Here is a 23,901-nt window from a genome sequence, read left to right on the forward strand (position 1 = left end):
TTATTAAATACCAAATAAATCAACATATTAAAAATCATAAAATAAATTTATACCCACATTTATTTAAAAAATTAGACCTTAGCCTAACACCTATGCACTTTTCATTTTTTCATAGCTAAAATCCCGTATGTTTTGACAATATTGAGGATGTCCAATGTCTTTAAGTCGTATTCGCCTAGCTTCTCTTCATGACAAGGTCATCAGTGCTGAACAAGCTGCGCAATTCATCAAAAATGGAATGACCGTTGGTATGAGTGGTTTTACTCGTGCTGGTGAAGCTAAAGCTGTTCCACAAGCACTTGTAGAGCACGCAAAGAAAAATCCGTTAAAAATCACGTTAATTACGGGTGCTAGCTTAGGTAATGACTTAGACAAACAACTCACGGAAGCAGGTGTTTTATCTCGTCGCATGCCATTCCAAGTCGATAACACTTTACGCCGCGCAATTAACAACGGCGAAGTTATGTTTATTGACCAACACTTGTCAGAAACTGTTGAGCAAATGCGTAACCAGCAACTTAAACGTCCAGACGTTGCGGTGATTGAAGCAATTGCGATTACTGAAGATGGCGGCATTATTCCAACAACTTCTGTGGGTAACTCTGCAAGCTTTGCTATTTTTGCCGAAAAAGTTATTGTTGAAATCAACACATCTTTAAGCGAAAGCTTTGAAGGTTTGCACGACATCTATATTCCGACTTACCGTCCAACTCGTACGCCAATTCCATTAACAAAAGTGGATGAGCGCATTGGTACAACTGCAATTCAAATTGATCCTGCAAAAATTGTTGGTATTGTCTTTAACGACACACATGACTCACCATCAACAGTCACTCCTCCAGATGATGAGACTCAAGGCATTGCAAACCACCTCATTGCTTTCTTTAATAAAGAAGTTGCTGAAGGCCGTTTACCAAAGAACCTTGGTCCATTACAAGCAGGAATTGGTTCTATTGCGAATGCTGTATTAACAGGTTTAAAAGATTCTGATTTTGAAGACCTCATCATGTATTCAGAAGTTCTACAAGACTGTACTTTTGAACTCATTGATGCAGGCAAAATGAAGTTTGCTTCTGGTAGCTCAATTACGCTTTCAGCTAAATGTGGCGAAAAAGTTTTTGGCAATATCGAAGCTTACAAAGACAAATTAGTGCTTCGTCCGCAAGAAATTTCTAACCATCCTGAGCTTGTACGTCGTTTAGGTATTATCGGTATTAATACTGCGCTTGAGTTTGATATTTACGGTAACGTGAACTCAACTCACGTATGTGGTACGAAAATGATGAACGGTATTGGTGGTTCAGGTGACTTCGCTCGTAACGCTCATTTGGCTATTTTCGTAACCAAATCAATTGCTAAAGGTGGTGATATTTCTTCTATCGTGCCAATGGTGAGCCACGTTGACCACAGCGAACATGACGTTGATATTTTAGTAACAGAGCAAGGTTTAGCTGACTTACGTGGTTTAGCACCTCGTGAACGTGCTCGCGCTATTATTGATAACTGTGTACACCCGCTTTACCGTGATGCATTGAACGACTACTTTGATCGTGCATGTACTAAAGGTGGTCATACCCCTCATTTACTTCGTGAAGCATTGTCTTGGCATGCAAACTTCGAAGAAACAGGTCAAATGCTCCAAGCAGCACCTGTTGCAAAATCAGCTTAAATCACCGGTTTTATTCAAGCACTCCTTCGGGGGTGCTTTTTTATTTGTTTAAATTATTCAAAACTACTGCTCAATTGCGTATTTTTATTTTATCTTTTCAATACATCAAAACAAAAAGTAGAAATCCATATGTTCATTATTCGCCAATTTACAAATGCAGATCTGGATGATGTGGTCAATTTATGGGAAAGCTGTGACCTAACCCGCCCTTGGAATAACCCTGAAACGGATATTTTTAGAAAAGTTTCACAACAGGATGATTTATTTCTGGTTGCTATTAAAGATGAGCAACTGATTGGCACGCTCATGGGCGGCTACGACGGCCATAGAGGCTGGATTAACTATTTGGCTGTTCATCCCCATCAACAACGCTTAGGAATCGCTACAGCGCTTGTTCAGCAGCTTGAAAAGCGCCTTATCGCTCGCGGCTGCCCAAAACTTCAATTATTGGTGCGTAAAGATAATTTGAATGTTTTGAACTTTTACGAACAGCTCGGTTACGACGAAGTAGAAGCCGTGTGCTTAGGCAAACGACTGATTAATGATAGTCCTCACGAGTAGAGACAAGTTTTCAGTTGAGCCATTTTTAGAAAGTGAAGGTAATATTGGGGATAACTCTGTTTAGTTGTGGATAAGATGAGATTTATACACAGGCACGATCTTCATATTTTTTATTAAATCAGCAGACATGAAAAAAGCCCCATACTTTAAAGTATGGGGCTTTTTCGAATATGGTGGCGAGACCCAGGATCGAACTGGGGACACACGGATTTTCAATCCGTTGCTCTACCTACTGAGCTATCACGCCGATGGCCTGTATTAAGCCGTATCTCAGAACAATAGTCAACAATTATCCTGAGTTTCTGATTTAAATGGGTATTTTTTATACTTAAAAAAAATCCCTGATGGGATCAGGGATTGAAAACACAAATAATGGTGGCGAGACCCAGGATCGAACTGGGGACACACGGATTTTCAATCCGTTGCTCTACCTACTGAGCTATCACGCCGAAGTGGGCGTATTAAACAATGTTTATAAGAAGACGTCAAGCAACTTCCGTATTTTTTGTAACAAGTGTTTAATTTTAAATCACAAGTACAGTAAAAATAAGATTTTAGCTATGCAATTTACCAATATGCGCTAAGCAGCGATGAATGGCACCACAGCCTGGCTCAAAAATTTTAACGCCTTTTGATTCTTCTATACGACAAGCTTCTTCTACCAAGCGCTCAGCTACCCCACGACCACGGTTCGCAGGGTGCACCACAATATATTCAAGTACCTTGCTTTCACCTTGTCCTGAACACCAGATTGCACCTATAATTTTGGTGTTAAATTCGGCAGTGTATAGCGTGGTATACTGCTGTAAATCTTGTTCAAGTTGTTCAATCGCATCGTGCCCGTCACCAAACTCCGGACTTGTATCATACAGTCGCTCAAGCTGATCGCGGATCTCTGAATTATCTAGAGAACTATAAGCATGTACGGTAATAGGCATTGATTAACCCTCCTGAGCAAACTATGATGCTGTCACGAATTCGTCACAGCGAAATTGTCGTTAACATCCAATCATTTTTGACGTTTTTTGAGGAACGTGTCCATGACGCAACGTATCAGTGAAGTGGTTAGAAATACCAATGAAACCAAAATTCGAGTTCGTTTAAATCTCGATGGTACTGGTCAAGGCACACTAAACACCGGAGTTCCATTTTTAGACCATATGATTGATCAAATCAAGCGACATGGCTTATTTGATATCGATATTCATTGTGATGGAGACCTCGAGATTGACGATCATCATACCGTAGAAGACTGCGGTATCACGCTTGGACAGGCTTTTGCACAAGCTTTAGGCGATAAAAAAGGTTTACGCCGTTATGGTCATTTTTATGCGCCATTAGACGAAGCTCTATCTCGCGTAGTGGTAGATTTATCTGGTCGTCCGGGTTTATTTATGGATATTCCATTTACTCGCGCACGTATCGGCACATTTGATGTGGATTTATTTTCCGAGTTTTTCCAAGGTTTCGTAAACCATGCGCTTATGACCTTACACATCGATAACTTGAAAGGTAAAAACAGCCATCATCAAATCGAGAGTGTATTTAAAGCACTAGCGCGTGCTTTACGTATGGCATGTGAAATTGATCCACGTGCTGAAAACACGATTGCATCGACAAAAGGTAGCCTCTAATGACACGTATCGCGTTACTTGATTATGGCATGGGCAATCTACACTCAGCTGCTAAAGCACTTGAGCATGTAGGCGCTACAGTCGATGTAACTAACGACCCAAAATTAATTGCACAAGCCGATAAAATTGTTTTCCCGGGTGTTGGGGCAATGCGTGACTGTATGCAAGGCATGCGTGAAGCAGGTATTGATGAAGTCGTACGCAACGCTGCTTTTAATAAACCTGTTCTTGCAATTTGTGTAGGCATGCAAGCGCTTCTACAAAGCTCTGAAGAAAATGGCGGTGTAGACGCACTAGGCATTTTTGAAGGGGTGGTCAAACACTTCCCTCAAATGGAAGGTTTAAAAGTCCCACATATGGGCTGGAACCAAGTTCACCAAATGGACCCAAGCCATCCAATGTGGAACAACATTGAACAAGATGCTCGCTTCTACTTTGTACACAGCTACTATGTTGAACCTAAAGATGAAAACCTTGTGGCTGCAACATGCGAATATGGCGTGAACTTCTGTACGGCAATTCACAAAGATAATTTATTTGCGACTCAATTCCACCCAGAGAAAAGTCACACTGCAGGTTTACAGTTACTGAAAAACTTTGTGGAATGGAATATTTAATTTCACGAAAGCTTTAAACAGATCAGGTCTAGATGGCCTGATCTTTTTTTTTATTTATAATAACTACCAATCATTTATAGAATGATATTTTATTCAACAAAATATTGAATATTCATACTTTTAAATAAAACCAAATGATCAGGATAAACACAATGAATTCACCTTTTGAAAATCAACCACTTCAGCAGGATTCACCCTTTAAGGCGAATGGTCGTTTTGGACGACTCTCATATGCTGCTTGGACCTTTCTATTTACCTTAACCCTCGCTGCTGTTGTTCTACTTATTATTTTTACTTTCGGACTTACACAAAATGAGGGCGCTCCAGGCTTTACTGCGCCGGGCTTAGTCTCGATTGCCATTCTCTATATCATCGGTATTTATATTAGCTTCGTATTTACCATCCGCCGTTTGCATGATCGCAATAATACAGGGTGGCTATCTTTACTCATGCTCGTACCAATCGTGAATATTGGCCTTGCCATTTATTTATTCTGTGCAAAAGGAACTGAAGGTCCTAATGATTATGGACCGAAGCGTCCAACGCCAAGCTGGGAACGTGTTTTAGGCTGGATTTATATTGCACTTATTCCACTTGCAGTAATTTTTGCTATTGTTGCCACAATCATGGCTCCTACCTATGAAGGCTATGTTGAAAAAAGCGAAAGCGTTATCATTGGGTCGCCATCTCAGTCTCAATAATTTTTAAAGTCGCGTATAAAGCCTAGTTCTCTAGGCTTTATTCATATATAAAGCTAATAGCTCAATTTATTTGTACGCTGTTAAATATGTCCGAAGTCCCTTCCCTCCTTGATAAAGCCTCTATTCAGCAGCTTCCACCTTTTAAAAATCTTAACCACCAAAATATTGTGGTGATTGAAAATACTGAGCAATGCAAAACTATTGAAGAAGAATTAAAAGCAGCAACCTTTTTAGGTTTTGATTCAGAGTCTAAACCGACTTTCCGGGTGGGTGAAGTTTCGACAGGTCCACATCTGATTCAGCTTGCCGCTGAACATAAAGTCTATTTATTTCATGTCAATTCATCGACTTTAAAATTTTTGCAGCCTATTTTGTCCAATCCAAAACAACTTAAAGTCGGTTTTGGCCTTAAAAATGATAAGCATATTTTTCACAAAAAAGGCATAGAGCTTGAAAGCTGCATTGACCTTGCTAAAGGTTTTAGTCACTTTGGTTTTACCCAGCAAATGGGTGTACAAAAAGCTGTAGCACTGTTGTTTGGACAGTATCTTTCGAAGTCAAAGAAAATCGGAACATCAAATTGGGCACAGAAGCCACTTACATCACAACAAATAAGCTACGCTGCCGCCGATGCGTATGCAGCTCTACTGGTATTTTTAGAGCTTCGTAAACAAAACCTATTACCGACTCACATTTCACAAACGATTCAAACCGCACTTCACGCGTAAAGTTATAAAAGTCTTTTCTAAGGCTTAGCGATTGATCAATACTTTGCTAAGATGTGCACAATTTCATAAACATGATGAAGCAAGGAGCGAAAGCATGCTAATCATTCCAGCAATTGACCTGAAAGATGGTAAATGTGTGCGTTTAAAACAAGGGCGTATGGAAGACGATACCGTTTTCTCTGACGATCCAGTTGCAACTGCCCAGCATTGGGTAAATGAAGGCGCACGTCGTTTACATTTGGTTGATTTGAATGGCGCTTTCGCAGGTACCCCAATTCATAAACCTGTTGTTGAAGCGATTGCTAAAGCTCAGCCAGAATTACCAATTCAAATTGGTGGTGGTATTCGCTCATTAGAAACAATTGAACACTACTTAGAAGCTGGCGTGACTTTTGTCATCATTGGGACTAAAGCAGTTCAAGAGCCAGAATTTGTAGAAGAAGCGTGTAAACGTTTTGCAGGTCACATCATTGTTGGTATTGATGCCATGAATGGTATGGTTGCAACTGACGGCTGGGCAAACGTTACTGACGTTAAAGCAACCGACTTAGCGAAACGTTTTGCAGATGCTGGTGTGTCTAGTATTGTTTATACAGATATTGCACGTGACGGCATGATGCAAGGTGTAAACGTTGAGCAAACTGTCAACTTGGCTGAATACTCAGGCTTACCAGTGATTGCTTCAGGTGGTGTAACTAACCTTGATGACGTTCGTAACTTAAAAGGCAAACCAGGCATTTTAGGTGCGATCACAGGCCGTGCAATTTATGAAGGTACTTTAAACCTTCGTGAAGCTCAGCTTCTGTTAGATGAAAATCGTCTTTAATTTCTAAGATGTAAAAAAGAGCCACTTTAGGCTCTTTTTTTATTTTAATCATTTCTAATCTAATAGTTTTTCTAAATCGATCACCTCATCTGCAAGCCCCATTGCATAAGGTGAATGCGTAATCATAATCACAGACGGAACAACTTGCTGAATATACTCAAGTATATTTTTTGCAGTATCTACATCTAAAGCTGCGGTCGGCTCATCTAATATGATGAGTTGTGGACGAGCCAAAAGACCTCGAAGAATACAAATTCTTTGTTTTTCTCCTCCTGAAAAATTCTTATAAATTTCAGTTAGATCATCATCGAGCGTTAACTGATGCTTTTTCAAAATATGCGATAAGTTAAACTGCTCAAGCATCTGAAGTAAGTAAGAATCTTCGTATATATGTTGAGAGTTATAGACTAGATTCTCTCTTAAAGAATAAGGAAAAATCACAGGTTGCTGGGCAACATAGACCACTTCATCAAAAATATGCTTAGAAAAGTTATGACTAATATCGATATTTTTATACAAAAGCTGTCCAGATTGAATCTGATATACCCCCATTAAATAATTCATCAGAGAAGTTTTACCTAGCCCTGTTTGCCCAATCACGACATACGTTTTATTAGCCAAAATTGTTAAATTAAAATGGTCTACTGCTCTTTTTCCTAACGAAAATTTGGCATTTATAAATTGAAATATGACTTCGGAATGTTGAATGGTAGACGACGTATATTGCTCTTTCTTGAGATTAAAATACTGTCGGTATTTTGCTAAAGCCACAAAGTTGCCATTTAACCGCATCAAACTTTGGGAAACAGCCAAAAATGGATTGGTGAGTTGAATAATATAAGTGCTTATCAATACGAAAGCCCCAGCTGTCAATTGCTTGTCAGTTGAAAGAAATACAGTAAATAACATAAAAATAAGTAAGAATAAAAAGATCATAAACAACTGAGAAATCATCAATAATCCTATTTTCTTATTCCTATCTTTTGCCGTTGTGATATATAAATTTAGAGTGTCATTAAATTTTGATAACTGAAACGGCACTGCATTTTTTACTTTAATTTCATAGGAGTTAGATATTTGATGTATTAAATGACTATTCACTAAATTGTCTTTTTCATACATAGCATCGAATAGTGAACTACTTCTTTTATTTATATAAAAGGAAACGATAAAAATAATAATAGCGACCAATAAAAAGCTAAAACTGAAAAGTAAACTAATGGTCATAAACAAAACCGCAAAAATCATTACCAATTGGAAAATAATTGGTCCTAAATAAAAAGTTAACGTTAAATTAATCTCACCAAAAGCAGTACTTCCTCTTTCAAGATCACTCATTACTGTTCCAGCCTCGATTTGATCTTGTGCATCTTTTTTTAGATTTAAATAATTTTTTAAGCCTGCAGAAATTAATGATCCTTTGAAATCGACCATCAAATAAGCCCCAAAAATATTTTGCGTCCAATGGCATAACTCATTGACTAACCATGCGGTCGCGTAGGCAAGTACAAGTAGATATAAAAAATTAAATGGGAGCTGAATATTGAGTAAAAAGTTATATTCGTGTGCAGAATAATCGATAATAATTTTTAGCAAGTATGGTAATAAAGTCGTAAAAAATGCTGCAAATACCACTAATAAAAACATAAGAAACATACTACTTCTTTGTTTCTTATAGTTTTCTTTAGAAATATTCCAGATAAATTTATAGTTCTGAATATCTTGCGAACTTAATAAAAACTTCATTTCTCTATCTTTTTTCTGTTAAAACGATTTAAAAATAATTTCATTACACAAGAAATATCATAACTTGTCTTATTTATTGTTCTTCATGTTTTTTGTTTAAAACTAAACTTACAATTTTTTAAATAAGATAAATGCAAGATATAAAACCGAATACTTCATATAGTTTTAAAAAAGATTTTAAAGTTAATACACCACATTACGAATGAATTTAAGTATTTGATTACCGCTATTCACATACGTATAAGTCACTGAACTGGCATATATAATTGAAGAGCCAGCAGCTATAGTTTTTGAGCTATCTGCAAATTGTATGGTTAGCTCACCTTCTAATACATAAATAAGTTCTTGCCACCCTTCTGGGTCTGCTTCAGCAATATAAGATTCCCCTACTGCCAGTGACCATGTCCAAAGCTCAACTTGGCTATGGGATGGAACTGAAGCCAGTAAGGTTGCTTTGCTTTCCTCTTTTTCACCCTGCCAAGCAAGTACATTAACCAAGGCTTGTTCTTTATGCTCGGGTGCGCTCACAATCGTTCTAAAGTCTACCCCCAACACTATCGCAATCGCGTCGAGTTTAGCTAGGCTGATATTGACTTGTCCTGTTTCTAAAGCAGCAATCGTTCGTCTACTTACACCTGCCTGATCTGCCAAGTCCTGTTGGCTTAAACCACGCTCATCTCTTAGTGAACGGATATTTGTGCCTACATGCTGTAAAACGGTACTCGACTGGCTCATAGAATAGGTAGTAAAGAAAATTTGAGCAATATATTGCACAAAACTGAAGAATAGCGCAATATGTGCAGTATATTGCACAATTTATTTTAATTTTGAGTATGCCACCAATTTCTTTGAGTTCAAGCAAAGCCCCTCAGTTAGCACTCGTTTTGATTACTATGGTTTGGGGCGGAACATTTCTTACAGTGCAATATGCACTGAATTTTACATCGCCTATGTTTTTCGTAGGCTGCCGCTTTGCTGTAGCAGCGCTAACGTTATTGCTTATTTCATTCAAGAGCATGAAAGGCGTTACGTTAAAAGACTTAGGTGCTGGTACTGCAATTGGTGTAGTGATTGTAGGCGGTTATGGAACTCAAACGATTGGCCTGCAAACCATTCCGAGTAGTGAGTCGGCTTTTTTAACGGCGCTTTATGTTCCACTTGTTCCTATTCTAATGTGGCTCATCTTTAGAAAGACACCACATGTCATGACTTGGATAGGAGCAGCTTTGGCCTTTGCTGGTCTTGTTTTATTAACAGGTAATGGTTTTGAGCAAATTTCATTAAGTTTTGGCCAGCTTTTAACAGTACTTGGCTCAGTTGCGATTGCTTTAGAAATTATTTTTATTAGTTACTTTGCTGGAAAGGTAAATTTGCGCCGTGTGACCATTATTCAACTTGCTGTCGCGTCTCTACTTTCGTTTGCCGTTATGCCTGTGGTGGGTGAGCATACGATTCCAGCATTTTCATGGCCGCTTGTACTCCTTGCTGTTACATTAGGTTTAGCAAGTGCGCTGATTCAATTTGTGATGAACTGGGCTCAGCGTATGGTTGATCCTTCACGTGCTGCGATTATTTATGCAGGAGAGCCTGTTTGGGCAGGAGTTATTGGCCGAATCGCAGGTGAGCGTTTACCAGTTATTGCTCTTTTTGGCGGTGCTTTAGTGGTGTTAGGTGTTTTAGTCAGTGAGTTAAAACTTAAGTTACCCATTAAAAAAACTAAAAGAATTCGAGAATAAAAAAGAGAGCTTAACGCTCTCTTTTTTATATCTATTATTTTTTCTTTAATAAAATGCAGGGCTCGTAGTACTCAACTACCGGCATTGGATCATAGAATGGATGAAGCAATTTCTTCCATTCCTGATAAGCCTCAGACTTTCTAAACCCTTCGGTATGATGCTCCATCTCATCCCAAGAGATCATTAGAATATAATGATGTGGGTCAGTTGCATGCTTAATCAGTTGGACAGCATTAAAGCCTTCCATTGGATAAACAATATGTTTTGCCTGCTCGAATGCTTTAAGAAATGCTTCACTTTGCTCAGGCTTTATACTCAAATGCACATGTTCAATAATCATGATTTATTGATACATCGGACGATTGTCGTTTAATGCAATCAAACCGCGAATTGCACGATATACGATCCAGATCCATGCTGCTGTAATCACGCCTACACAGAATACAGTCGAAGAGATCGCAACGCCTGCAAATAAATCGGTATTTTCACCCGTAAAGAATAAGAAAATAAACGGTAAAAAGGCAATAATATTCCAAGCGAGATACCACCAGAATGTTCTGATTTGCCATGTAAAGTGGCTCGCAAAAATTGAACCTTGTACATCGGAACGTTTTACGTAGTTAATAATTAGAGCAATAATCGCAAGTAAGCCGCCTGTAAAAATGGCAACAATATAAAGTACATATAAAATAAGTGTTAAAGTACGATTTGGATCTTGGTCGATAGAACTATTCATTTTTATACCTCTCAAGTTTAATAAAACAATTTACTTTTATAAGCCCCGCAGAACATTTAAGGGAGAAATTAGCCACAAAATCAAAAGTAAATGAAAGAATATGGTACAAAAATAAATCTTACGGAATGGTTGTTTTTGTGTTTTATGTCTCAATTTTTGTTGTGCCCACCATGCAGCAGGCCAGCCGCCTAAAAAGCTAACGATGTGTAAAGTTTGTTCAGGCACACGGCGATTGCCTAGTTGTGCAGCCTCTTTATCTTGTGAATAAAGCCAGTAACTTAAAACATTCATCATTAAAACAAACAACAGAGTATAGGCTGGTAATGTATGGATAAAGCTCATAATGCCCATTAAAACAAAATAAAATACGATCCCCATTTGCATGGCAGACAATGGTTTTGCTTGAAATGAAGATTCTGGTTTTGCTGACTTTGCAGCTTTGCGAGTTTGAGATGCCTTTAAATAAGTCACCTGCTGGGCACGGAAGCGACCTCGTTCATCGAGAATGACCAGATACTCTAATGCACAACCAATAATTGGCCGAGGTCCGGGGCGTGCAAAATCTTTGATATGCAAAAAGACTCGCTCTTTTTCAGCATCATCTGGCTGAATAAAGCCATAACCTTTTTCGTCGAACCATTCGACTAATCGCCCCTGATCTCGCATCTTTATTCCTTTTATGCTTTTACATGACTTAAACGGTCTTGCATCATTGCTCGCATTTCTTGCGGGTCTTTTTGCAAAATGTCGTCGCCTGTACGTCCTTCTTCTTTATTTTTTTGAGCAACTTGCAAGCGCATTGACCAAAAACGGCATGCTGCCATTGCTAAGAATACATCTAAACACTCAAGTTCATCTGAAGTAAGCACACGAACTTTTTGGTATGCCGCTAAGTAAGCCGCTACTTTGTCTAAGTTTAAATGTGCTTCTGGATATTCGGTACAAAAATCATTGATGGTAATCGCAATATCAAACAGCAATTCATCTTGATTTAACTCGTAAAAATCTAAAATACCTTGTAATTGCTCACCTTCAAACAGCGTATTGTCACGGAACAAATCAGAGTGAATAAAACCTGTTGGTCGATTTGAATACTGCGCTGTTTTCGCATTGAAAGCTTGATAAACCTGCTCAAGTAAAGCTTGGTCATCTTGAGACATATTTGGCTTAAGCTGCTCTGCAACGCCTGTCCAGTATTGATGATCGCGTCGATATTCACGCTCAAGCGGAAAATCTTGTAAAGCCACATGCAGTTTCGCCTGTGCATCTGCAATTGCCGCAACTTGTGCTACTGTGGTTTGCATGGGATGGTGACCCATGAGACGTGGTGCAATCTGTGCAGGCTTTTCTGCAATCACGTGAACCGCTTGTCCGCTATGCTTCAACGGTACAGCAACGGGTACATCATGAGTGCCTAATTGTTCAAGTACAGGAATAAGTTCACCTGCCCCTTTGGCATCTAACTCTTCAAACACGGTAAGTACATATTGTTTGCGGTTTACATCAACCAAAAAATAATTGGTGTTTTGAATACCTCCCTGAATTGGGTTCAGCTCCAACACCTCTAATCCATAAGGTGCAGCAAAGGTGCGAACTTCATCTAAACTCAACGGGGTATAAACCGACATGGAAAACCTGCAAAAAACATCTGTGAAGTTTGATAGAATACCTCTTCCCTCCATGAAGGTGTAGCGCCTGTGTAGGAACTTTCACCAACGGCGATTATTTTTGGAAAAAGCTATGCTTGCTAAACGTATTATTCCTTGCCTAGACGTTGATAACGGACGCGTAGTTAAAGGCGTTCAATTCCTCGATATTCGTGATGCGGGCGACCCTGTTGAAGTGGCACGTCGCTATAACGAACAAGGTGCAGACGAAATTACCTTCTTAGACATTACCGCTACACATCATGGACGAGATACCACTTACCGTACTGTTGAACGTATGGCCGAGACTGTATTTGTGCCATTAACGGTTGGTGGTGGTGTACGTAAGGTTGAAGATATTCGTGCATTATTAAATGCAGGTGCAGACAAAGTAAGTATTAACTCAGCTGCCGTATTTAACCCTGAATTTGTTCAAGAAGCTTCTCAGCACTTTGGCGCGCAATGTATTGTGGTTGCGATTGATGCCAAGAAAACTGGTGACAACAAATGGGAAATCTTTACTCACGGTGGCCGTAAACCAACGGGTATTGATGCCATTGAATGGGCTGTGAAAATGGCTGACTACGGTGCGGGTGAGTTACTCATTACCAGTATGGATGCCGACGGTACTAAAGCAGGTTACGATATTGCCTTAATGCGTGCCATTAATGACCGCGTTACCATTCCAACAATTGCTTCAGGCGGTGTAGGTAACTTACAACACCTTGCAGACGGTATTTTACAAGGTGGTGCAGATGCCGTATTGGCTGCAAGTATTTTCCACTTTGGCCAATATACGATTCCAGAAGCTAAACAATACTTAGCTGATCAAGGCATCGAAATGCGCTTGTAAGCTTATATATTTAAAGGGGCGATATGCCCCTTTATTTTTTTATGCAGCGCCATCTACCGAATTTAGCTCACTAACGAGTTGAGGCTTTTCTTTTTTCTCGACCCATTTTGCAGGAAAGATTTTTTCTACAGCTTGAGACAGTGGTCTAGCCAACACAGCTGGCAAGCGAACACCCAAAGGATTTTGTTCTTTTAAATCTGCCGAAGACACCACCCGTGTTCCCATCACATAATCAAACCAAGGCTTAGTCACACACCAATTAGCATCTTGATTTGAGTTCATGTGGTGGTCGTAGTGCCACGGAATTTTACGCTTTGCCCAGTCAGGCTCTAAATGTGCACGGCGATGAATATAATAATAATTACCAGCACTGTACCAAGCTGCAAGTGCCATACCTTTTGAAAATGGATAGAAAATAGCACTTGAGACTGTTGCGACTACAGCAAGCGAAATTAACTCATTTTTAGTTCGCCAGTTTCCAACTCCCTCAACATAGCAATCATCATGAAATTGTTGTTTACGTACTTCCCGATGATGTGCCCAATGTGACTCCATGCTCTTTGGCACTGGGCTATAGCGCGGTTGTCCAGCACGGTGTACACCATGCAAAATATATTTGTGTGCCACCCATTCAAATGCATTTGCAACTGCAATTCCGGCAATAAAACCTTTTAACATCACCTAACTCCTTTTTCTTTTTATTCAGCATATAAAATTCGTTATGCTAGGTATTGACCAGAATTTATGGTTTCATTGACAAATCACGACAAGAAAGAGGTGGTCACGGATGCCACAACTAAAAAATTACACAGGTTCGGTGTATGGAGGACTGGGACATCTATTAAAAGCTTATTGTGAAGCCAACCAGTTAACTATTCCTGAGCAATTAGAACAAATTCAAAATCTGGAGCGTTTTGACTATGTGGTTTGGCGCGATCTATTAGAAGTTATTTATAAACTAGATCCGAAGCCGGGTTTAGGGCTAGAAATTGCCAAATATGTACAACCAAAACACTTAGGGATTATTGCCTACCTAGCGCTCTCTTGCGATAACTTAGGGGAAGCTTTAATTCGCTATCATGATTTTCATCGTCTGATTTATGACGGTAGCCCTTTAGTGGTTGAGCTATATGAACAATATGCTTCGATTCGCTGGGAGGCGACTGAGCTACACCCTACTCAGCTTACCGATGAAATTGCGATTGCACTGGTCATTCAGTTTTTACGTCTTTTTATGTCTCATGAGGATGTGCATTTACATGAAGTACATTTCTTAAATGCTGCCCCTAAAAATATCAGGGTTTATGAACAATACTTCCAATGTCCCGTTCGTTTTAGCCAGCCGCGTACCGAGTTGCTTATTCCAATTACGGAAATTCATAAGCCGCTTAGCAGCGCCGACCACACCCTACAGCAGTTATTGGTTCAGCAAGCACAAGCGCTGTTAGAACAATTACCAAATTCGACCCAACTTGATCAGCGTTTACAGCATTCAATTTTGACTGGACTGCAAAAAAATCAATATCAAATTGAATATATTGCTGCTCAATTAGGCCTGTCCGTGCGGCAACTCCAACGTCATTTACAACAACAAAACACCACCTTTCAGGAACGTGTACAGCAAGTGCGCTTTATGCTGGCAACCGAGTATTTAAAAGACCCACATTTAAGCTTACAAGAGATTGCCCTTTTACTGTGTTACTCAGAACAAAGTGCTTTTCAAAGAGCATTTAAACATTGGACCAATCAAACACCCCAACAATGGCGAGTTCAATTTTTAGACAAAGAATAACCTACCAAAACTTACAAATCTTTTCTTGATTAAAACAACACTGAAAACAAAAATTTCATATAGTCACATGCTTAATTTTTTGTGACATATTTCACATTAATTAAAAAATAGATCAATAGATGAGTAATCACAATGAATAAATATTTTGCTGAATTCCTAGGTACGTTTTGGCTAGTCTTTGGTGGTTGTGGTAGCGCAGTGTTAGCCGCAGCTTTCCCTGAACTTGGTATTGGCTTTGCAGGTGTAGCCCTTGCCTTTGGTTTAACCGTACTCACTGGTGCTTATGCTCTCGGGCATATCTCTGGTGGCCATTTTAACCCCGCGGTCAGTGTCGGTCTTTGGGTCGGCGGCCGTTTCGATATTAAAGATTTAATTCCTTATATTGTTGCACAAGTGGTTGGTGCAACTGCTGCTGCATTTGTTCTCTATATTATCGCTCAAGGTCAAGCTGGCTTTACTGGTGTGGGCGGTTTTGCTTCAAATGGTTTTGGTGATTTATCGCCAAATAAATTTGGTCTAGGTTCTGCTTTTATTATTGAAGTGGTACTTACTGCGTTCTTCTTAATCGTTATTTTAGGGGCAACTGACCGCCGTGCACCTGCTGGTTTTGCACCTATTGCGATTGGTCTTGCATTAACGCTTATTCACTTAATCAGTATTCCGGTTACAAACACTTCTGTGAACCCTGCACGTAGTACAGGTGTTGCATTCTTTGCTCAAACTGGTGCTTTAAGTCAGTTGTGGTTGTTCTGGGTAGCGCCGATTTTAGGTGCTGTGATTGGTGCAATTGTTTATAAGGTAGTTGCTGGGGATAAGGATTAATTCTTTATAACCTTAATCTGCTATCGCGGTGGGTGACATGGATGTCACCTGTTGAGCAGGGGTACACGGAAGTGCCCTCTGCTCAACAAAGCCTTTTGCTTACTTTTGGGCTTTCAAAAGTAAGAAATGTCTATACAAACTCACTAACACCTAACGTGGTATGAAAGACTGTATGGCAACATGACTATGCTAAACATCACACATAAAATGCATAAATTATAAAAACGGATTATTCACTTCTTGTTCAGCTGGACGTTCAATTTTCTCAGGCAACTCTTCTTTTTCCAAAGCTGCAACTACATCGTTTAAAAAGCTCTGTAATGCCTTTGCCTGCTCTAACCCGACTTTATCTTTAGTAATTTGCAAATTGCCATAAATGCTCACGCAATCGACATCATTTTCTAATGTTAAATCTTCAATTGAAGAAGACTCTGTACCCTTTTCAAATGGCTTAAACATAAGTGTGGTCTCGTTGTTATATCTTCACAGTGTAATACGATCAATTTAAAAAAAATCAATCAAAATTAAAAGTGCCGATAAAATTAAAAAAGCGCCCATCAAGATATTAAAATATTTCAAACGGTTGCCCTGATTAAGCACCACTGAAAATTTATCACCGCAGAAACCCCAAAAGAACAAACACACATAACAGGTAAAAAAATAAATAACGATAAAGACTGGCAATGCCTGCGGATTTTCAATACTGGTAAACATGGTAATACCCGATACACAGGCTAACCATGCTTTAGGGTTCAGCCACTGTAACAAGAACCCATCTTTAAAATTAGGAATAATCATCTGTTCTACAGGAACACTGGAAATAGAAATATTTGCAGCAGAAAGAATAATCTTAATCCCGATATAGCAAACAAATAGCGTTCCACAAACTGCAAGAATTTTTAAGACAACTGGAAATTGAGTTAATACACTTTGCAGACCAAATGCCATAAAAATCAAAAGCAAAGTAAAGCCAATGGTGGCGCCTGAAATATAGGGAAGCGATCTTTTTAGACCGTGATTTAAGCTGGTCGATAAAATAACGGTATTGACTGGACCCGGGGTAATCGACATGGCAAAAGAAAAAAGAAACATCGAGGCAAACATTGTTATTGTCCTTATTCGAATAAGATGAACAGACAGATCTGTATATTCATCTTATTGTATTGAATAAGAACTGCGCAATACTTCCTACAAATGCTTATTTAATGATTTGCAAGAAATAGTTCACTAAGGCTTCTACTAATTGTTTCACAATAGCTTTTCTAGTTTCTTCATCAATACTTGGAACTTTTGATTCCATAGGTTCAGAAGAAGTACTTTTCTGCTTTTTAAACTGGTCTTGTAATGCGTGAATCTGATCTGTACTTAAGTCTCGTTCACACTGGCTTTCTCCGTCCCAGTGTAAATAATCTAGCTTCTGGTTTGACTTAACTTGGCTAGATGTTAACGGCAGACGATAGACATTACGTTTTTGTTGTTCGGTGAGTTGAGGGAATAGGTTAATTCCCAACTTTTCCTCTAAATAACAAACACTCACGACCTTAACCTGCTGTGAGTTGTTATTTGGTGCGTAGTAAGCGCCAATTGCGCCAGTTTTAGGATAATAAACAGCCTTATACACTGCGCTTGGAACGAGGACACCACGACCAATCGTTTTGAGTCGTTGACCTTCAAAAATTGGTCCCGTCACGATATAAGCATCTTGCTTTTGCTTAGTAACCACAGCGCGCGTAGCATCTTCAAGCTTACGCCAAACTTCCTGATTATTTTTAGGTGCCTGCGGAACCATATTACTGAGCGAGAAGCTATCGTACTGAGAGTCCTTAGTCGGCATATCACCATTTGGTGACATGTGCCCGCGGTCATAACCTGAGCCACGATAGTCGCTTAACAGTGAACGGTGACGTTCAGGAACGCGAGTTTCTTCGTGGAAATTATCTTCACGTTTAATTTTAGTACTTAAACGTTCTGGACTTAGATATTCAGCTGACCATAACGGCGTTTTAGACATACCTGAGTACAAGACATTGAAACCATTAAAGCACAGCGGATAACTGTCTTTTTTTAAGCTGTCTTTATTCAAAGCAGGTGGAATTTCGCGATAGAACTGGTTTAGACAAGTCGAGTTGGTACTTAAAGGCGAAAACCACTGTGAAATTTTTTCACCGCCAAAAGCGAAGGCAAAACTTCCTGCTGCCACTCCGGCAAGTACAATTTTGCCAAAATGCTCACTTAAAGAAAAATCACCGAAGATGCCTGAACTACTTTTTTTACTAGCCATGTTTCTATCAATACCACTGTCCATATGCAGCTTAACAATCCTGCTTTTTTAAGTATATCGCTTATCTTTCAAATGGTTAAAACATGGTCATCTTTTTTGTAACTCCATTTCTTGTTCGGTAACAGTTTGTTGGCATTGTGAGGAACTTTCACTATTGAATTGGGTTAATTGCGTATCTTTCATTGAAAAGCCCTCATGCCTTATGACATGGTTAGCTCCACAAATTTGGATAAAAATATAAACGGAGTCCATTTAATGATCCATTCAAAGATTATTGGTATTGGCGTAATTGCTGGACTGTGCAGTATGGCAGCCCTAGCTGAACCTGCTGTTCAACCAGGTGAAACTTTAGAAAGTTTGTCTAAAGTAAAAGTCACTACAACCGTCAATGGGCAACCTGGCTCTATTAGTGATTTAGTGAATAGTGGGAAAGTACAACCCGTTTCTGCTCCACCAACAGGCGCAGCACCTACTGGTGCCCCTATTCCAGCTGATGTCCCTCCTGCTCCTCCAGCAGATGCACCACCAGCACCTCCAGCGGGCGGTGAAATGGCTGCTCCAGCGCCACAAGACCCAAATACACCACCGCCACCAGCTGACCCGAACCAGTCAGCAGACCCAATGGCAAAAGAGGGTGCATTGCCAGCAGATGCACCTATGCCACAAGCTCAATAATCAGAGCCATAAAAAAACCAAGACTTATGTCTTGGTTTTTTTTATTACATCAAATTTTTTATATTTCGATTTGACTACCTAACTCCACCACACGGTTGGTTGGAATTTGGTAGAAGTCGCTCACCGGACTGGTGTTACGCTGCATCGAAATAAACAGCTTTTCTCTCCACGGCGACATACCATCACCCACCGAGTGAACAATACGATCGCGGGAAATAAAGAAGCTGATATGCATTAAGTCATATTCAAGACCTAACTGCTCATAAGCTTGCATAAGCGCTTTTGGCACATTCATTTCATCTTTAAAGCCGTAGAAAATTTTAATACGGTAGAAATGTTCAGCTAAAGCTTCTGTCGTAATACGCTCTTCTGGTGGAACGAATGGCACATCTTCAATCACCACAGTCACCAGAATATTACGCTGATGCAGCACTTTGTTGTGCTTAATGTTATGCAGCATGGCATGTGGCACAACGTTTGGTGTACCTGTCATAAACACGGCATCACCCGGCACCCAGTGCACGCTGTTACCAATACTTTTCACAAACAAGTCTAAAGCTAAAGTGTCATGTTCAAGTTTGGCAAAAGTAAGCTCACGACCACGTTTCCATGTCATTAAGATGGTGACTGCAATACCACCAATGAGCAACGGCACCCAACCACCTGATAGCACTTTAAGTGAAGTTGCTGCAACTAAAACCGATTCTAAAATGAAGAATGGAATAATCAGTAACACCACTTTTGGCCAGCTCCATTTCCACGCTGAGTAGATAAAGATGGAAACCAAAATCGTGTCACAGAGCATGGTTAAAGTTACTGCTAAACCATAAGCACTTGCCAAGTTTGAGCTGGTTTTGAAAATCAGAATTAAGATAATAATTGCGATTAAAAGTAACCAGTTTAAGAACGGTACATAGATCTGACCTTCTTCAGACTCAGAGGTATGTTTAATACTTAAACGTGGTAAATAACCCAATTGAATCGCTTGACGAGCAAGAGAAAATACCCCAGAAATTACAGCTTGAGAGGCAATCACTGTTGCCATAGTCGCCATAATAATCATTGGGTAAAGTGCCCACTGTGGAACCAGTAAATAGAACGGATTTTCAATTGCCGCAGGGTCACGAAGTAACAATGCGCCCTGTCCTGCATAGTTTAAAACTAAGCATGGCAATACTACAAAGAACCACGCAAGACGAATCGGAACTGGTCCAAAATGCCCCATGTCGGCATAGAGAGCTTCACCACCTGTTACTGTTAACACCACAGCACCCATCACAAAAAAGGTCATGATTGGATGATGGTAGATAAACTGAATTGCCCAATGCGGACTAAACATGCCGAGTACAATCGGTGTTTGAATAACGCTGTGAAGGCCTAATGCACCTAAAGAGATAAACCACACAAGCGTAATAGGACCAAAGAACTTACCTACAAAGGCTGTACCATGTTTTTGTACTAAAAACAGCGTAATGATAATAGCAATGGCAATTGGCATAATGAACGGGTCAAAAACGTTGGTTGCAATAGACAACCCTTCGACCGCAGACAATACCGAAATTGCTGGGGTAATAATACCGTCACCAAAGAACAGTGATGCCCCAATAAAGCCAATGGCAATCATGTAGATTTTTTTGTTGTCGGCAATTTTTGCTTTACGCAAATTCAATGCGAGTAAGGCCATAATACCGCCTTCACCATTGTTATCTGCACGCATGACAATTGCGACATACTTGATGCTGATGATCAGCATTAAGCACCAAAAAATAATGGATAAAATTCCTAATACGTTTTCAGGCTGAATTCCCAAACCATGGGCAGTATGGAAGGACTCTTTCAAGGCATAGAGCGGACTCGTTCCGATGTCTCCAAAGACCACCCCAAGAGCTGCCAAAGCCGTGGCAGGCAAGGTCGCTTTTTTGGCCGTATTTTGCATTGTGTAATTAAACCAATAGATTTTTAGCGCAATCTTATCACCTCTATTATTTTTTTTCTGTAATGCTCGTCTTAAATCTTGGCAGAACCTGATTTTTTAGTTACTATCGCACGCCTTGGTGAGGTGTCCGAGTGGCTGAAGGAGCACGCCTGGAAAGTGTGTATACGTTTGCGCGTATCGAGGGTTCGAATCCCTCTCTCACCGCCAGAATTCAAAAAAAGACCTAATCGTTTCGATTTAGGTCTTTTTTATTGCGCTTTTTTAATAAATCTAAATAAAGTCAATTTAATCAAAGATAAGTAACTTCGCACCATTCAAGCTAAAAGACTGATGGGGTTCCGAGTTATCCCCTACTTGATAACTCATGCCTGAAGTTAAAGTAAATGTTCGCCCGTCTTTCAATCTACTTTCTAGCTCGCCTTCTAGGCAAAATAATATGTGTCCTTTTTCACACCAATGGTCTGCTAAGTAATTTGCTGAGTACTCGACAAGTCTTACTCTTATTTTATTTCCTTCTTCACCAAAAATTGGGTTTTCCAATAAGCTTTTCCTGTTTCACCGCTATATTCAGTGACTTCAATTTCTTCCCAGTTTGTAATTTGAAATGGAAAAGGCGCGATATTCATAGTTTTTCCAGAGACGTATTATTGTATTTTCAACTTATAGACAAAATTGGTTTTTGCAAACGATTTAAAAATCTATTTCTTAAGGTCCATTGCCTAACTCAAAAAGAAGTCCATCAGATTTCCCTAATCAGCCTTAATCCAAATCGAACACTTCTAATGACTCTACATAAGGCAAAATAAGATATTCATGATGAGATAAATGTTGTTCTAGCTGGTGATGCGTTGTTTGATTGAATTGATAAAAGTTGCTCAACTCATTAAGTAATTGAGGCGTTTTATTTGCATCAAATTTTGGTGTTTTAATAAAGAATAATAAGCTTGCACCTAAACCCACATACTCTAAGCCATAGTTTTGATCTAAATGCTCAATCAAGCTAAAAGACTCAAAAGGGTTCAAATCACAACTAAAATATCCATTGAGGCAGGCTGCAAATTTCTGAGTTTCAGTTGGACTATTGACTAACTTTACTTGAATAACGGCATCTAAAATTTTGTCGGGTTCAGCATTGATCTGTAGCAGAGTTGCTTGATCTTCATCGCTATAGTTAAGTTTTTTAGGCAAGTTATTAAAGTTTATATAGTTTTCTGGCTTTAATAATTGTTCAATATGATATTGAAGCTCTAAAGGTCGAGTATTTTCCCAACTTGCTGCACTGTCATCTTCAACGAATTCTGTGGTATCAAAATAAAGCCCATCTCCCATTGAAGCATGCATGGAGGTGTATTCACATTGTCCTACATCTTCTAAAAGTAATAATACTTTTTTAGGTAAATGCTTATGCTTAATTTCTGAATATAAGTTAGCAACATCGTTCCATGAATTTATTTCACTGATTGTTGCGTAGCATATTAAATCATGAGCATCGTCAGTTATAAGGGAATTTTCTTTTTCTTTAACATCAAGAATAGTCATAAATTTTTAAATTTAATCTATATTTAGCAGACATTTATATCATAAATAAACTGTATATTTAACTTAAAACCTTAATGTAACTTTTTAAAAATCTTCTATATAAGAAGCCCAAACTCTCACGTTCAGGCCTTCCTACCTTAAAACCTACTCAGACAACGCTAATAACTTCTGAACATATTCAATCGCATTATTTTCTATGTCTTGTTGAGTCGGAACATCGTCATCTTCTGAAGGGTTTGTGTCTAAACCATAAAATGCATGAAGTGGTTGGTAGTCCGCACCAACATATAAAGCTGTTAGCTTAAATGGAGTAAAAATTTGCTCTAAAGAAAGGTTATATCCACCATACTCTGAATAAACTTTTTCTTGCACACCCGCAGACAAAGCCAACATAAACTTTTTATTTTTAAGCTTATCGCCTGTTGAACCATACCCCCAACCATAAGTCACAACTTCATCAATCCATTTTTTCAATAGCGGTGGACAGTTAAACCAATACACTGGGAATTGAAATACTAAATTTTCGTGTTCTTCGACTAGTGCTTGTTCTTTGGCAACGTCAATGACACCGTCTGGGTAGGCTTGATAAATTTGGTGAACCGTAAATTGGTCTGGGTGTTTTTCTAGTTCTTCTACCCATCTTTTATTTACAACAGATTGGTCTATGTGAGGATGGGTAACAATGACTAATGTCTTTTTCATTATGAAAACACTCTTATCGGAAAGTTGATAAATCGATTATAGAAGTGTACTTTCCTAAATATAAGTACGGTAATTTATGTTATATACTATACTAAAAGATAGTGTAGATTTTAAAAATGACTGAGTGCATTCCTTCATATACACCATTAGAAGATACGGGTTTTGGCTATACCCTTTCTTTGATTAATGGCAAATATAAAATGATTATTATGTATTGGCTGTATGAAAAAAATGTCATGCGTTTTAATGAGATGCAACGCTGTATTGGCAACATTTCATTTAGAACACTCAGCAATACGCTTAAAGAATTGGAAAGAGATGGACTAATTACTCGCAAGGAATATCCTCAAATTCCGCCAAAGGTTGAGTATCGACTTTCAGAAAAAGGGCAATCTTTAATTCCTTTGTTAGATATGATGTGCCAATGGGGCGAGCAAAATAAGCCGTCTTAGTTTTATAGACTTAAAGTGATACTAATTATGAGAAATGAATTAAGAGAAATTTTTATTAAGGGATGCGAAGATAAAATTGAGAAGAAGGGAGACAATGTCGGTCTGTCTTTTTATGCTTTTTTTAAAAATAAGAATGACAACCCTGAGCTACTCATGGAAGCAGCTCATTGGTGGATTATGGAGCATAAGCTAGATCACTTTGAGAAAGCCGTTAAGATTAAACAGATGGTTTTAAGTGAACAATAATTA

30 protein-coding genes, 3 tRNA genes and 1 pseudogene are annotated in these 23,901 nt (G+C 39.0%); 17 read left to right on the forward strand and 17 right to left on the reverse strand.

Annotated elements, in window-relative coordinates; all coding sequences use genetic code 11:
- Positions 1-2 precede the first annotated feature (2 nt).
- The 3 genes from ACG59Z_RS07460 (at position 3) to ACG59Z_RS07470 (ending at position 2,230) form a co-directional block, all read left to right on the forward strand.
- Positions 3-119, forward strand: a complete 117-nt coding sequence (locus ACG59Z_RS07460; protein WP_263614930.1) for a hypothetical protein — start codon at positions 3-5, stop codon at positions 117-119.
- A 35-nt stretch (positions 120-154) separates the two neighbouring features.
- Positions 155-1,669, forward strand: coding sequence for an acetyl-CoA hydrolase/transferase family protein (locus tag ACG59Z_RS07465; RefSeq protein WP_400198695.1), 1,515 nt, complete (start codon positions 155-157; stop codon positions 1,667-1,669).
- Between the two features lie 129 nt (positions 1,670-1,798).
- A complete protein-coding gene (locus ACG59Z_RS07470; protein ID WP_108679750.1) occupies positions 1,799-2,230 on the forward strand; it encodes a GNAT family acetyltransferase in 432 nt (143 codons plus the stop codon).
- A 171-nt stretch (positions 2,231-2,401) separates the two neighbouring features.
- Here ACG59Z_RS07470 and ACG59Z_RS07475 read toward each other — a convergent pair.
- From ACG59Z_RS07475 to ACG59Z_RS07485, 3 genes are all read right to left on the reverse strand, one after another.
- Positions 2,402-2,477: transfer RNA gene (locus tag ACG59Z_RS07475), tRNA-Phe, on the reverse strand.
- Between the two features lie 126 nt (positions 2,478-2,603).
- Positions 2,604-2,679: transfer RNA gene (locus ACG59Z_RS07480), tRNA-Phe, on the reverse strand.
- Between the two features lie 105 nt (positions 2,680-2,784).
- Positions 2,785-3,168, reverse strand: a complete 384-nt coding sequence (locus ACG59Z_RS07485) for a GNAT family N-acetyltransferase (protein ID WP_002052206.1) — start codon at positions 3,166-3,168, stop codon at positions 2,785-2,787.
- A 102-nt stretch (positions 3,169-3,270) separates the two neighbouring features.
- Between ACG59Z_RS07485 and hisB the strand changes: the two genes are divergently transcribed.
- The 5 genes from hisB to hisA all read left to right on the forward strand — a co-directional run bounded on the left by hisB (position 3,271) and on the right by hisA (position 6,736).
- On the forward strand, positions 3,271-3,864 hold the full coding sequence (hisB, locus tag ACG59Z_RS07490) for an imidazoleglycerol-phosphate dehydratase HisB (RefSeq protein WP_000194096.1): 594 nt from the start codon (positions 3,271-3,273) through the stop codon (positions 3,862-3,864).
- Positions 3,864-4,481, forward strand: coding sequence for an imidazole glycerol phosphate synthase subunit HisH (gene hisH / locus ACG59Z_RS07495; protein ID WP_006581041.1), 618 nt, complete (start codon positions 3,864-3,866; stop codon positions 4,479-4,481). The genes hisB and hisH overlap by 1 nt, the downstream gene beginning before the upstream one ends.
- 152 nt (positions 4,482-4,633) lie before the next feature.
- Entirely contained in the window at positions 4,634-5,182 is a 549-nt protein-coding gene (locus ACG59Z_RS07500; RefSeq protein ID WP_400198699.1) for a DUF805 domain-containing protein, read from the forward strand.
- A gap of 86 nt (positions 5,183-5,268) precedes the next feature.
- A complete protein-coding gene (locus ACG59Z_RS07505) occupies positions 5,269-5,910 on the forward strand; it encodes a 3'-5' exonuclease (RefSeq protein ID WP_400198701.1) in 642 nt (213 codons plus the stop codon).
- A gap of 94 nt (positions 5,911-6,004) precedes the next feature.
- A complete protein-coding gene (gene hisA / locus ACG59Z_RS07510; RefSeq protein ID WP_032049901.1) occupies positions 6,005-6,736 on the forward strand; it encodes a 1-(5-phosphoribosyl)-5-[(5-phosphoribosylamino)methylideneamino]imidazole-4-carboxamide isomerase in 732 nt (243 codons plus the stop codon).
- A gap of 54 nt (positions 6,737-6,790) precedes the next feature.
- Here hisA and ACG59Z_RS07515 read toward each other — a convergent pair whose 3' ends face one another.
- Entirely contained in the window at positions 6,791-8,482 is a 1,692-nt protein-coding gene (locus tag ACG59Z_RS07515; protein ID WP_400198704.1) for an ATP-binding cassette domain-containing protein, read from the reverse strand.
- A gap of 183 nt (positions 8,483-8,665) precedes the next feature.
- Complete coding sequence (locus ACG59Z_RS07520; protein WP_311069899.1) at positions 8,666-9,217, reverse strand: XRE family transcriptional regulator; 552 nt, start codon at positions 9,215-9,217, stop codon at positions 8,666-8,668.
- A 98-nt stretch (positions 9,218-9,315) separates the two neighbouring features.
- On the opposite strand from ACG59Z_RS07520, the gene ACG59Z_RS07525 reads away from it, so the two are divergent.
- On the forward strand, positions 9,316-10,218 hold the full coding sequence (locus ACG59Z_RS07525; RefSeq protein ID WP_400198805.1) for a DMT family transporter: 903 nt from the start codon (positions 9,316-9,318) through the stop codon (positions 10,216-10,218).
- A 34-nt stretch (positions 10,219-10,252) separates the two neighbouring features.
- On the opposite strand, the gene ACG59Z_RS07530 is transcribed toward ACG59Z_RS07525, so the two are convergent.
- The 4 genes from ACG59Z_RS07530 to ACG59Z_RS07545 are packed head-to-tail and all read right to left on the reverse strand — an operon-like array spanning position 10,253 to position 12,582.
- Complete coding sequence (locus ACG59Z_RS07530; RefSeq protein WP_400198705.1) at positions 10,253-10,558, reverse strand: antibiotic biosynthesis monooxygenase family protein; 306 nt, start codon at positions 10,556-10,558, stop codon at positions 10,253-10,255.
- A gap of 3 nt (positions 10,559-10,561) precedes the next feature.
- Positions 10,562-10,954 carry a membrane protein gene (locus tag ACG59Z_RS07535; RefSeq protein ID WP_019458458.1) on the reverse strand — a complete coding sequence of 131 codons (393 nt, stop codon included), beginning with the start codon at positions 10,952-10,954 and terminating at the stop codon, positions 10,562-10,564.
- Between the two features lie 36 nt (positions 10,955-10,990).
- Positions 10,991-11,620: a DUF1294 domain-containing protein gene (locus ACG59Z_RS07540; RefSeq protein ID WP_400198708.1), complete on the reverse strand. Its 630-nt coding sequence runs from the start codon at positions 11,618-11,620 to the stop codon at positions 10,991-10,993.
- 11 nt (positions 11,621-11,631) lie between these two features.
- Positions 11,632-12,582 carry a homoserine kinase gene (locus ACG59Z_RS07545; RefSeq protein WP_400198709.1) on the reverse strand — a complete coding sequence of 317 codons (951 nt, stop codon included), beginning with the start codon at positions 12,580-12,582 and terminating at the stop codon, positions 11,632-11,634.
- Between the two features lie 112 nt (positions 12,583-12,694).
- Here ACG59Z_RS07545 and hisF point away from each other — a divergent pair, with 112 nt between their 5' ends.
- Positions 12,695-13,453, forward strand: a complete 759-nt coding sequence (hisF, locus tag ACG59Z_RS07550; RefSeq protein WP_017386435.1) for an imidazole glycerol phosphate synthase subunit HisF — start codon at positions 12,695-12,697, stop codon at positions 13,451-13,453.
- A gap of 39 nt (positions 13,454-13,492) precedes the next feature.
- On the opposite strand, the gene ACG59Z_RS07555 is transcribed toward hisF, so the two are convergent.
- A complete protein-coding gene (locus ACG59Z_RS07555) occupies positions 13,493-14,131 on the reverse strand; it encodes a hypothetical protein (protein ID WP_400198712.1) in 639 nt (212 codons plus the stop codon).
- A 109-nt stretch (positions 14,132-14,240) separates the two neighbouring features.
- Here ACG59Z_RS07555 and ACG59Z_RS07560 point away from each other — a divergent pair, with 109 nt between their 5' ends.
- The 3 genes from ACG59Z_RS07560 (at position 14,241) to ACG59Z_RS07570 (ending at position 16,231) form a co-directional block, all read left to right on the forward strand.
- Positions 14,241-15,245 (forward strand): AraC family transcriptional regulator ligand-binding domain-containing protein, encoded by a 1,005-nt coding sequence (locus ACG59Z_RS07560; RefSeq protein ID WP_400198714.1) that lies wholly within the window; start codon positions 14,241-14,243, stop codon positions 15,243-15,245.
- Between the two features lie 132 nt (positions 15,246-15,377).
- Positions 15,378-16,067, forward strand: coding sequence for an aquaporin Z (gene aqpZ, locus ACG59Z_RS07565; protein WP_400198716.1), 690 nt, complete (start codon positions 15,378-15,380; stop codon positions 16,065-16,067).
- A 41-nt stretch (positions 16,068-16,108) separates the two neighbouring features.
- Complete coding sequence (locus ACG59Z_RS07570; protein ID WP_253860721.1) at positions 16,109-16,231, forward strand: hypothetical protein; 123 nt, start codon at positions 16,109-16,111, stop codon at positions 16,229-16,231.
- A 52-nt stretch (positions 16,232-16,283) separates the two neighbouring features.
- Here the strand turns inward: ACG59Z_RS07570 and ACG59Z_RS07575 are convergent, their stop codons facing one another.
- The 3 genes from ACG59Z_RS07575 to ACG59Z_RS07585 form a co-directional block, all read right to left on the reverse strand.
- Positions 16,284-16,526, reverse strand: a complete 243-nt coding sequence (locus ACG59Z_RS07575; RefSeq protein WP_000476056.1) for a hypothetical protein — start codon at positions 16,524-16,526, stop codon at positions 16,284-16,286.
- A 45-nt stretch (positions 16,527-16,571) separates the two neighbouring features.
- A complete protein-coding gene (locus tag ACG59Z_RS07580) occupies positions 16,572-17,171 on the reverse strand; it encodes a LysE family translocator (protein WP_039246060.1) in 600 nt (199 codons plus the stop codon).
- Positions 17,172-17,265: 94 nt separating this feature from the next.
- Positions 17,266-18,348, reverse strand: coding sequence for a DNA/RNA non-specific endonuclease (locus ACG59Z_RS07585; RefSeq protein WP_400198719.1), 1,083 nt, complete (start codon positions 18,346-18,348; stop codon positions 17,266-17,268).
- Between the two features lie 255 nt (positions 18,349-18,603).
- Here ACG59Z_RS07585 and ACG59Z_RS07590 point away from each other — a divergent pair, with 255 nt between their 5' ends.
- Positions 18,604-19,023, forward strand: coding sequence for a hypothetical protein (locus ACG59Z_RS07590; RefSeq protein WP_287084232.1), 420 nt, complete (start codon positions 18,604-18,606; stop codon positions 19,021-19,023).
- A gap of 58 nt (positions 19,024-19,081) precedes the next feature.
- Here the strand turns inward: ACG59Z_RS07590 and ACG59Z_RS07595 are convergent, their stop codons facing one another.
- A complete protein-coding gene (locus tag ACG59Z_RS07595) occupies positions 19,082-20,959 on the reverse strand; it encodes a potassium transporter Kup (protein WP_400198722.1) in 1,878 nt (625 codons plus the stop codon).
- 117 nt (positions 20,960-21,076) lie between these two features.
- On the opposite strand from ACG59Z_RS07595, the gene ACG59Z_RS07600 reads away from it, so the two are divergent.
- A tRNA-Ser gene (locus ACG59Z_RS07600) sits at positions 21,077-21,166 on the forward strand.
- 78 nt (positions 21,167-21,244) lie between these two features.
- Here the strand turns inward: ACG59Z_RS07600 and ACG59Z_RS07605 are convergent.
- The 3 genes and pseudogenes from ACG59Z_RS07605 to ACG59Z_RS07615 all read right to left on the reverse strand — a co-directional run bounded on the left by ACG59Z_RS07605 (position 21,245) and on the right by ACG59Z_RS07615 (position 23,200).
- Positions 21,245-21,585: pseudogene (locus tag ACG59Z_RS07605) on the reverse strand (DHCW motif cupin fold protein).
- Positions 21,586-21,718: 133 nt separating this feature from the next.
- Positions 21,719-22,498: a hypothetical protein gene (locus ACG59Z_RS07610; protein ID WP_400198724.1), complete on the reverse strand. Its 780-nt coding sequence runs from the start codon at positions 22,496-22,498 to the stop codon at positions 21,719-21,721.
- A gap of 144 nt (positions 22,499-22,642) precedes the next feature.
- Entirely contained in the window at positions 22,643-23,200 is a 558-nt protein-coding gene (locus tag ACG59Z_RS07615) for an NAD(P)H-dependent oxidoreductase (RefSeq protein ID WP_400198726.1), read from the reverse strand.
- Between the two features lie 116 nt (positions 23,201-23,316).
- On the opposite strand from ACG59Z_RS07615, the gene ACG59Z_RS07620 reads away from it, so the two are divergent.
- The gene (locus ACG59Z_RS07620) at positions 23,317-23,652 is read left to right on the forward strand and encodes a helix-turn-helix domain-containing protein (RefSeq protein ID WP_005300806.1); all 336 of its coding nucleotides are present in this window, start codon (positions 23,317-23,319) and stop codon (positions 23,650-23,652) included.
- A 27-nt stretch (positions 23,653-23,679) separates the two neighbouring features.
- Entirely contained in the window at positions 23,680-23,898 is a 219-nt protein-coding gene (locus ACG59Z_RS07625; protein WP_253860714.1) for a DUF6500 family protein, read from the forward strand.
- Positions 23,899-23,901: the final 3 nt, after the last annotated feature.

This window comes from Acinetobacter sp. ABJ_C1_1 (assembly GCF_044684115.1).
GTDB lineage: Bacteria > Pseudomonadota > Gammaproteobacteria > Pseudomonadales > Moraxellaceae > Acinetobacter > Acinetobacter nosocomialis_A.

Excerpts from the sequence above, each read along its gene's own strand:
- aqpZ (WP_400198716.1), top strand. The coding sequence starts at position 15,378 with ATGAATAAATATTTTGCTGAATTCCTAGGTACGTTTTGGCTAGTCTTT.
- ACG59Z_RS07505 (WP_400198701.1), top strand. The coding sequence starts at position 5,269 with ATGTCCGAAGTCCCTTCCCTCCTTGATAAAGCCTCTATTCAGCAGCTT.
- ACG59Z_RS07470 (WP_108679750.1), top strand. The coding sequence starts at position 1,799 with ATGTTCATTATTCGCCAATTTACAAATGCAGATCTGGATGATGTGGTC.
- hisA (WP_032049901.1), top strand. The coding sequence starts at position 6,005 with ATGCTAATCATTCCAGCAATTGACCTGAAAGATGGTAAATGTGTGCGT.
- ACG59Z_RS07540 (WP_400198708.1), bottom strand. The coding sequence starts at position 11,620 with ATGCGAGATCAGGGGCGATTAGTCGAATGGTTCGACGAAAAAGGTTAT.
- ACG59Z_RS07590 (WP_287084232.1), top strand. The coding sequence starts at position 18,604 with ATGATCCATTCAAAGATTATTGGTATTGGCGTAATTGCTGGACTGTGC.
- hisH (WP_006581041.1), top strand. The coding sequence starts at position 3,864 with ATGACACGTATCGCGTTACTTGATTATGGCATGGGCAATCTACACTCA.
- ACG59Z_RS07595 (WP_400198722.1), bottom strand. The coding sequence starts at position 20,959 with ATGCAAAATACGGCCAAAAAAGCGACCTTGCCTGCCACGGCTTTGGCA.
- hisB (WP_000194096.1), top strand. The coding sequence starts at position 3,271 with ATGACGCAACGTATCAGTGAAGTGGTTAGAAATACCAATGAAACCAAA.
- ACG59Z_RS07500 (WP_400198699.1), top strand. The coding sequence starts at position 4,634 with ATGAATTCACCTTTTGAAAATCAACCACTTCAGCAGGATTCACCCTTT.
- ACG59Z_RS07535 (WP_019458458.1), bottom strand. The coding sequence starts at position 10,954 with ATGAATAGTTCTATCGACCAAGATCCAAATCGTACTTTAACACTTATT.
- ACG59Z_RS07560 (WP_400198714.1), top strand. The coding sequence starts at position 14,241 with ATGCCACAACTAAAAAATTACACAGGTTCGGTGTATGGAGGACTGGGA.
- ACG59Z_RS07545 (WP_400198709.1), bottom strand. The coding sequence starts at position 12,582 with ATGTCGGTTTATACCCCGTTGAGTTTAGATGAAGTTCGCACCTTTGCT.
- ACG59Z_RS07575 (WP_000476056.1), bottom strand. The coding sequence starts at position 16,526 with ATGTTTAAGCCATTTGAAAAGGGTACAGAGTCTTCTTCAATTGAAGAT.
- ACG59Z_RS07520 (WP_311069899.1), bottom strand. The coding sequence starts at position 9,217 with ATGAGCCAGTCGAGTACCGTTTTACAGCATGTAGGCACAAATATCCGT.
- ACG59Z_RS07515 (WP_400198704.1), bottom strand. The coding sequence starts at position 8,482 with ATGAAGTTTTTATTAAGTTCGCAAGATATTCAGAACTATAAATTTATC.
- ACG59Z_RS07570 (WP_253860721.1), top strand. The coding sequence starts at position 16,109 with ATGTCACCTGTTGAGCAGGGGTACACGGAAGTGCCCTCTGCTCAACAA.
- ACG59Z_RS07615 (WP_400198726.1), bottom strand. The coding sequence starts at position 23,200 with ATGAAAAAGACATTAGTCATTGTTACCCATCCTCACATAGACCAATCT.
- ACG59Z_RS07585 (WP_400198719.1), bottom strand. The coding sequence starts at position 18,348 with ATGGCTAGTAAAAAAAGTAGTTCAGGCATCTTCGGTGATTTTTCTTTA.
- ACG59Z_RS07465 (WP_400198695.1), top strand. The coding sequence starts at position 155 with ATGTCTTTAAGTCGTATTCGCCTAGCTTCTCTTCATGACAAGGTCATC.
- ACG59Z_RS07525 (WP_400198805.1), top strand. The coding sequence starts at position 9,316 with ATGCCACCAATTTCTTTGAGTTCAAGCAAAGCCCCTCAGTTAGCACTC.
- ACG59Z_RS07625 (WP_253860714.1), top strand. The coding sequence starts at position 23,680 with ATGAGAAATGAATTAAGAGAAATTTTTATTAAGGGATGCGAAGATAAA.
- ACG59Z_RS07610 (WP_400198724.1), bottom strand. The coding sequence starts at position 22,498 with ATGACTATTCTTGATGTTAAAGAAAAAGAAAATTCCCTTATAACTGAC.
- ACG59Z_RS07485 (WP_002052206.1), bottom strand. The coding sequence starts at position 3,168 with ATGCCTATTACCGTACATGCTTATAGTTCTCTAGATAATTCAGAGATC.
- hisF (WP_017386435.1), top strand. The coding sequence starts at position 12,695 with ATGCTTGCTAAACGTATTATTCCTTGCCTAGACGTTGATAACGGACGC.
- ACG59Z_RS07555 (WP_400198712.1), bottom strand. The coding sequence starts at position 14,131 with ATGTTAAAAGGTTTTATTGCCGGAATTGCAGTTGCAAATGCATTTGAA.
- ACG59Z_RS07580 (WP_039246060.1), bottom strand. The coding sequence starts at position 17,171 with ATGTTTGCCTCGATGTTTCTTTTTTCTTTTGCCATGTCGATTACCCCG.
- ACG59Z_RS07530 (WP_400198705.1), bottom strand. The coding sequence starts at position 10,558 with ATGATTATTGAACATGTGCATTTGAGTATAAAGCCTGAGCAAAGTGAA.
- ACG59Z_RS07620 (WP_005300806.1), top strand. The coding sequence starts at position 23,317 with ATGACTGAGTGCATTCCTTCATATACACCATTAGAAGATACGGGTTTT.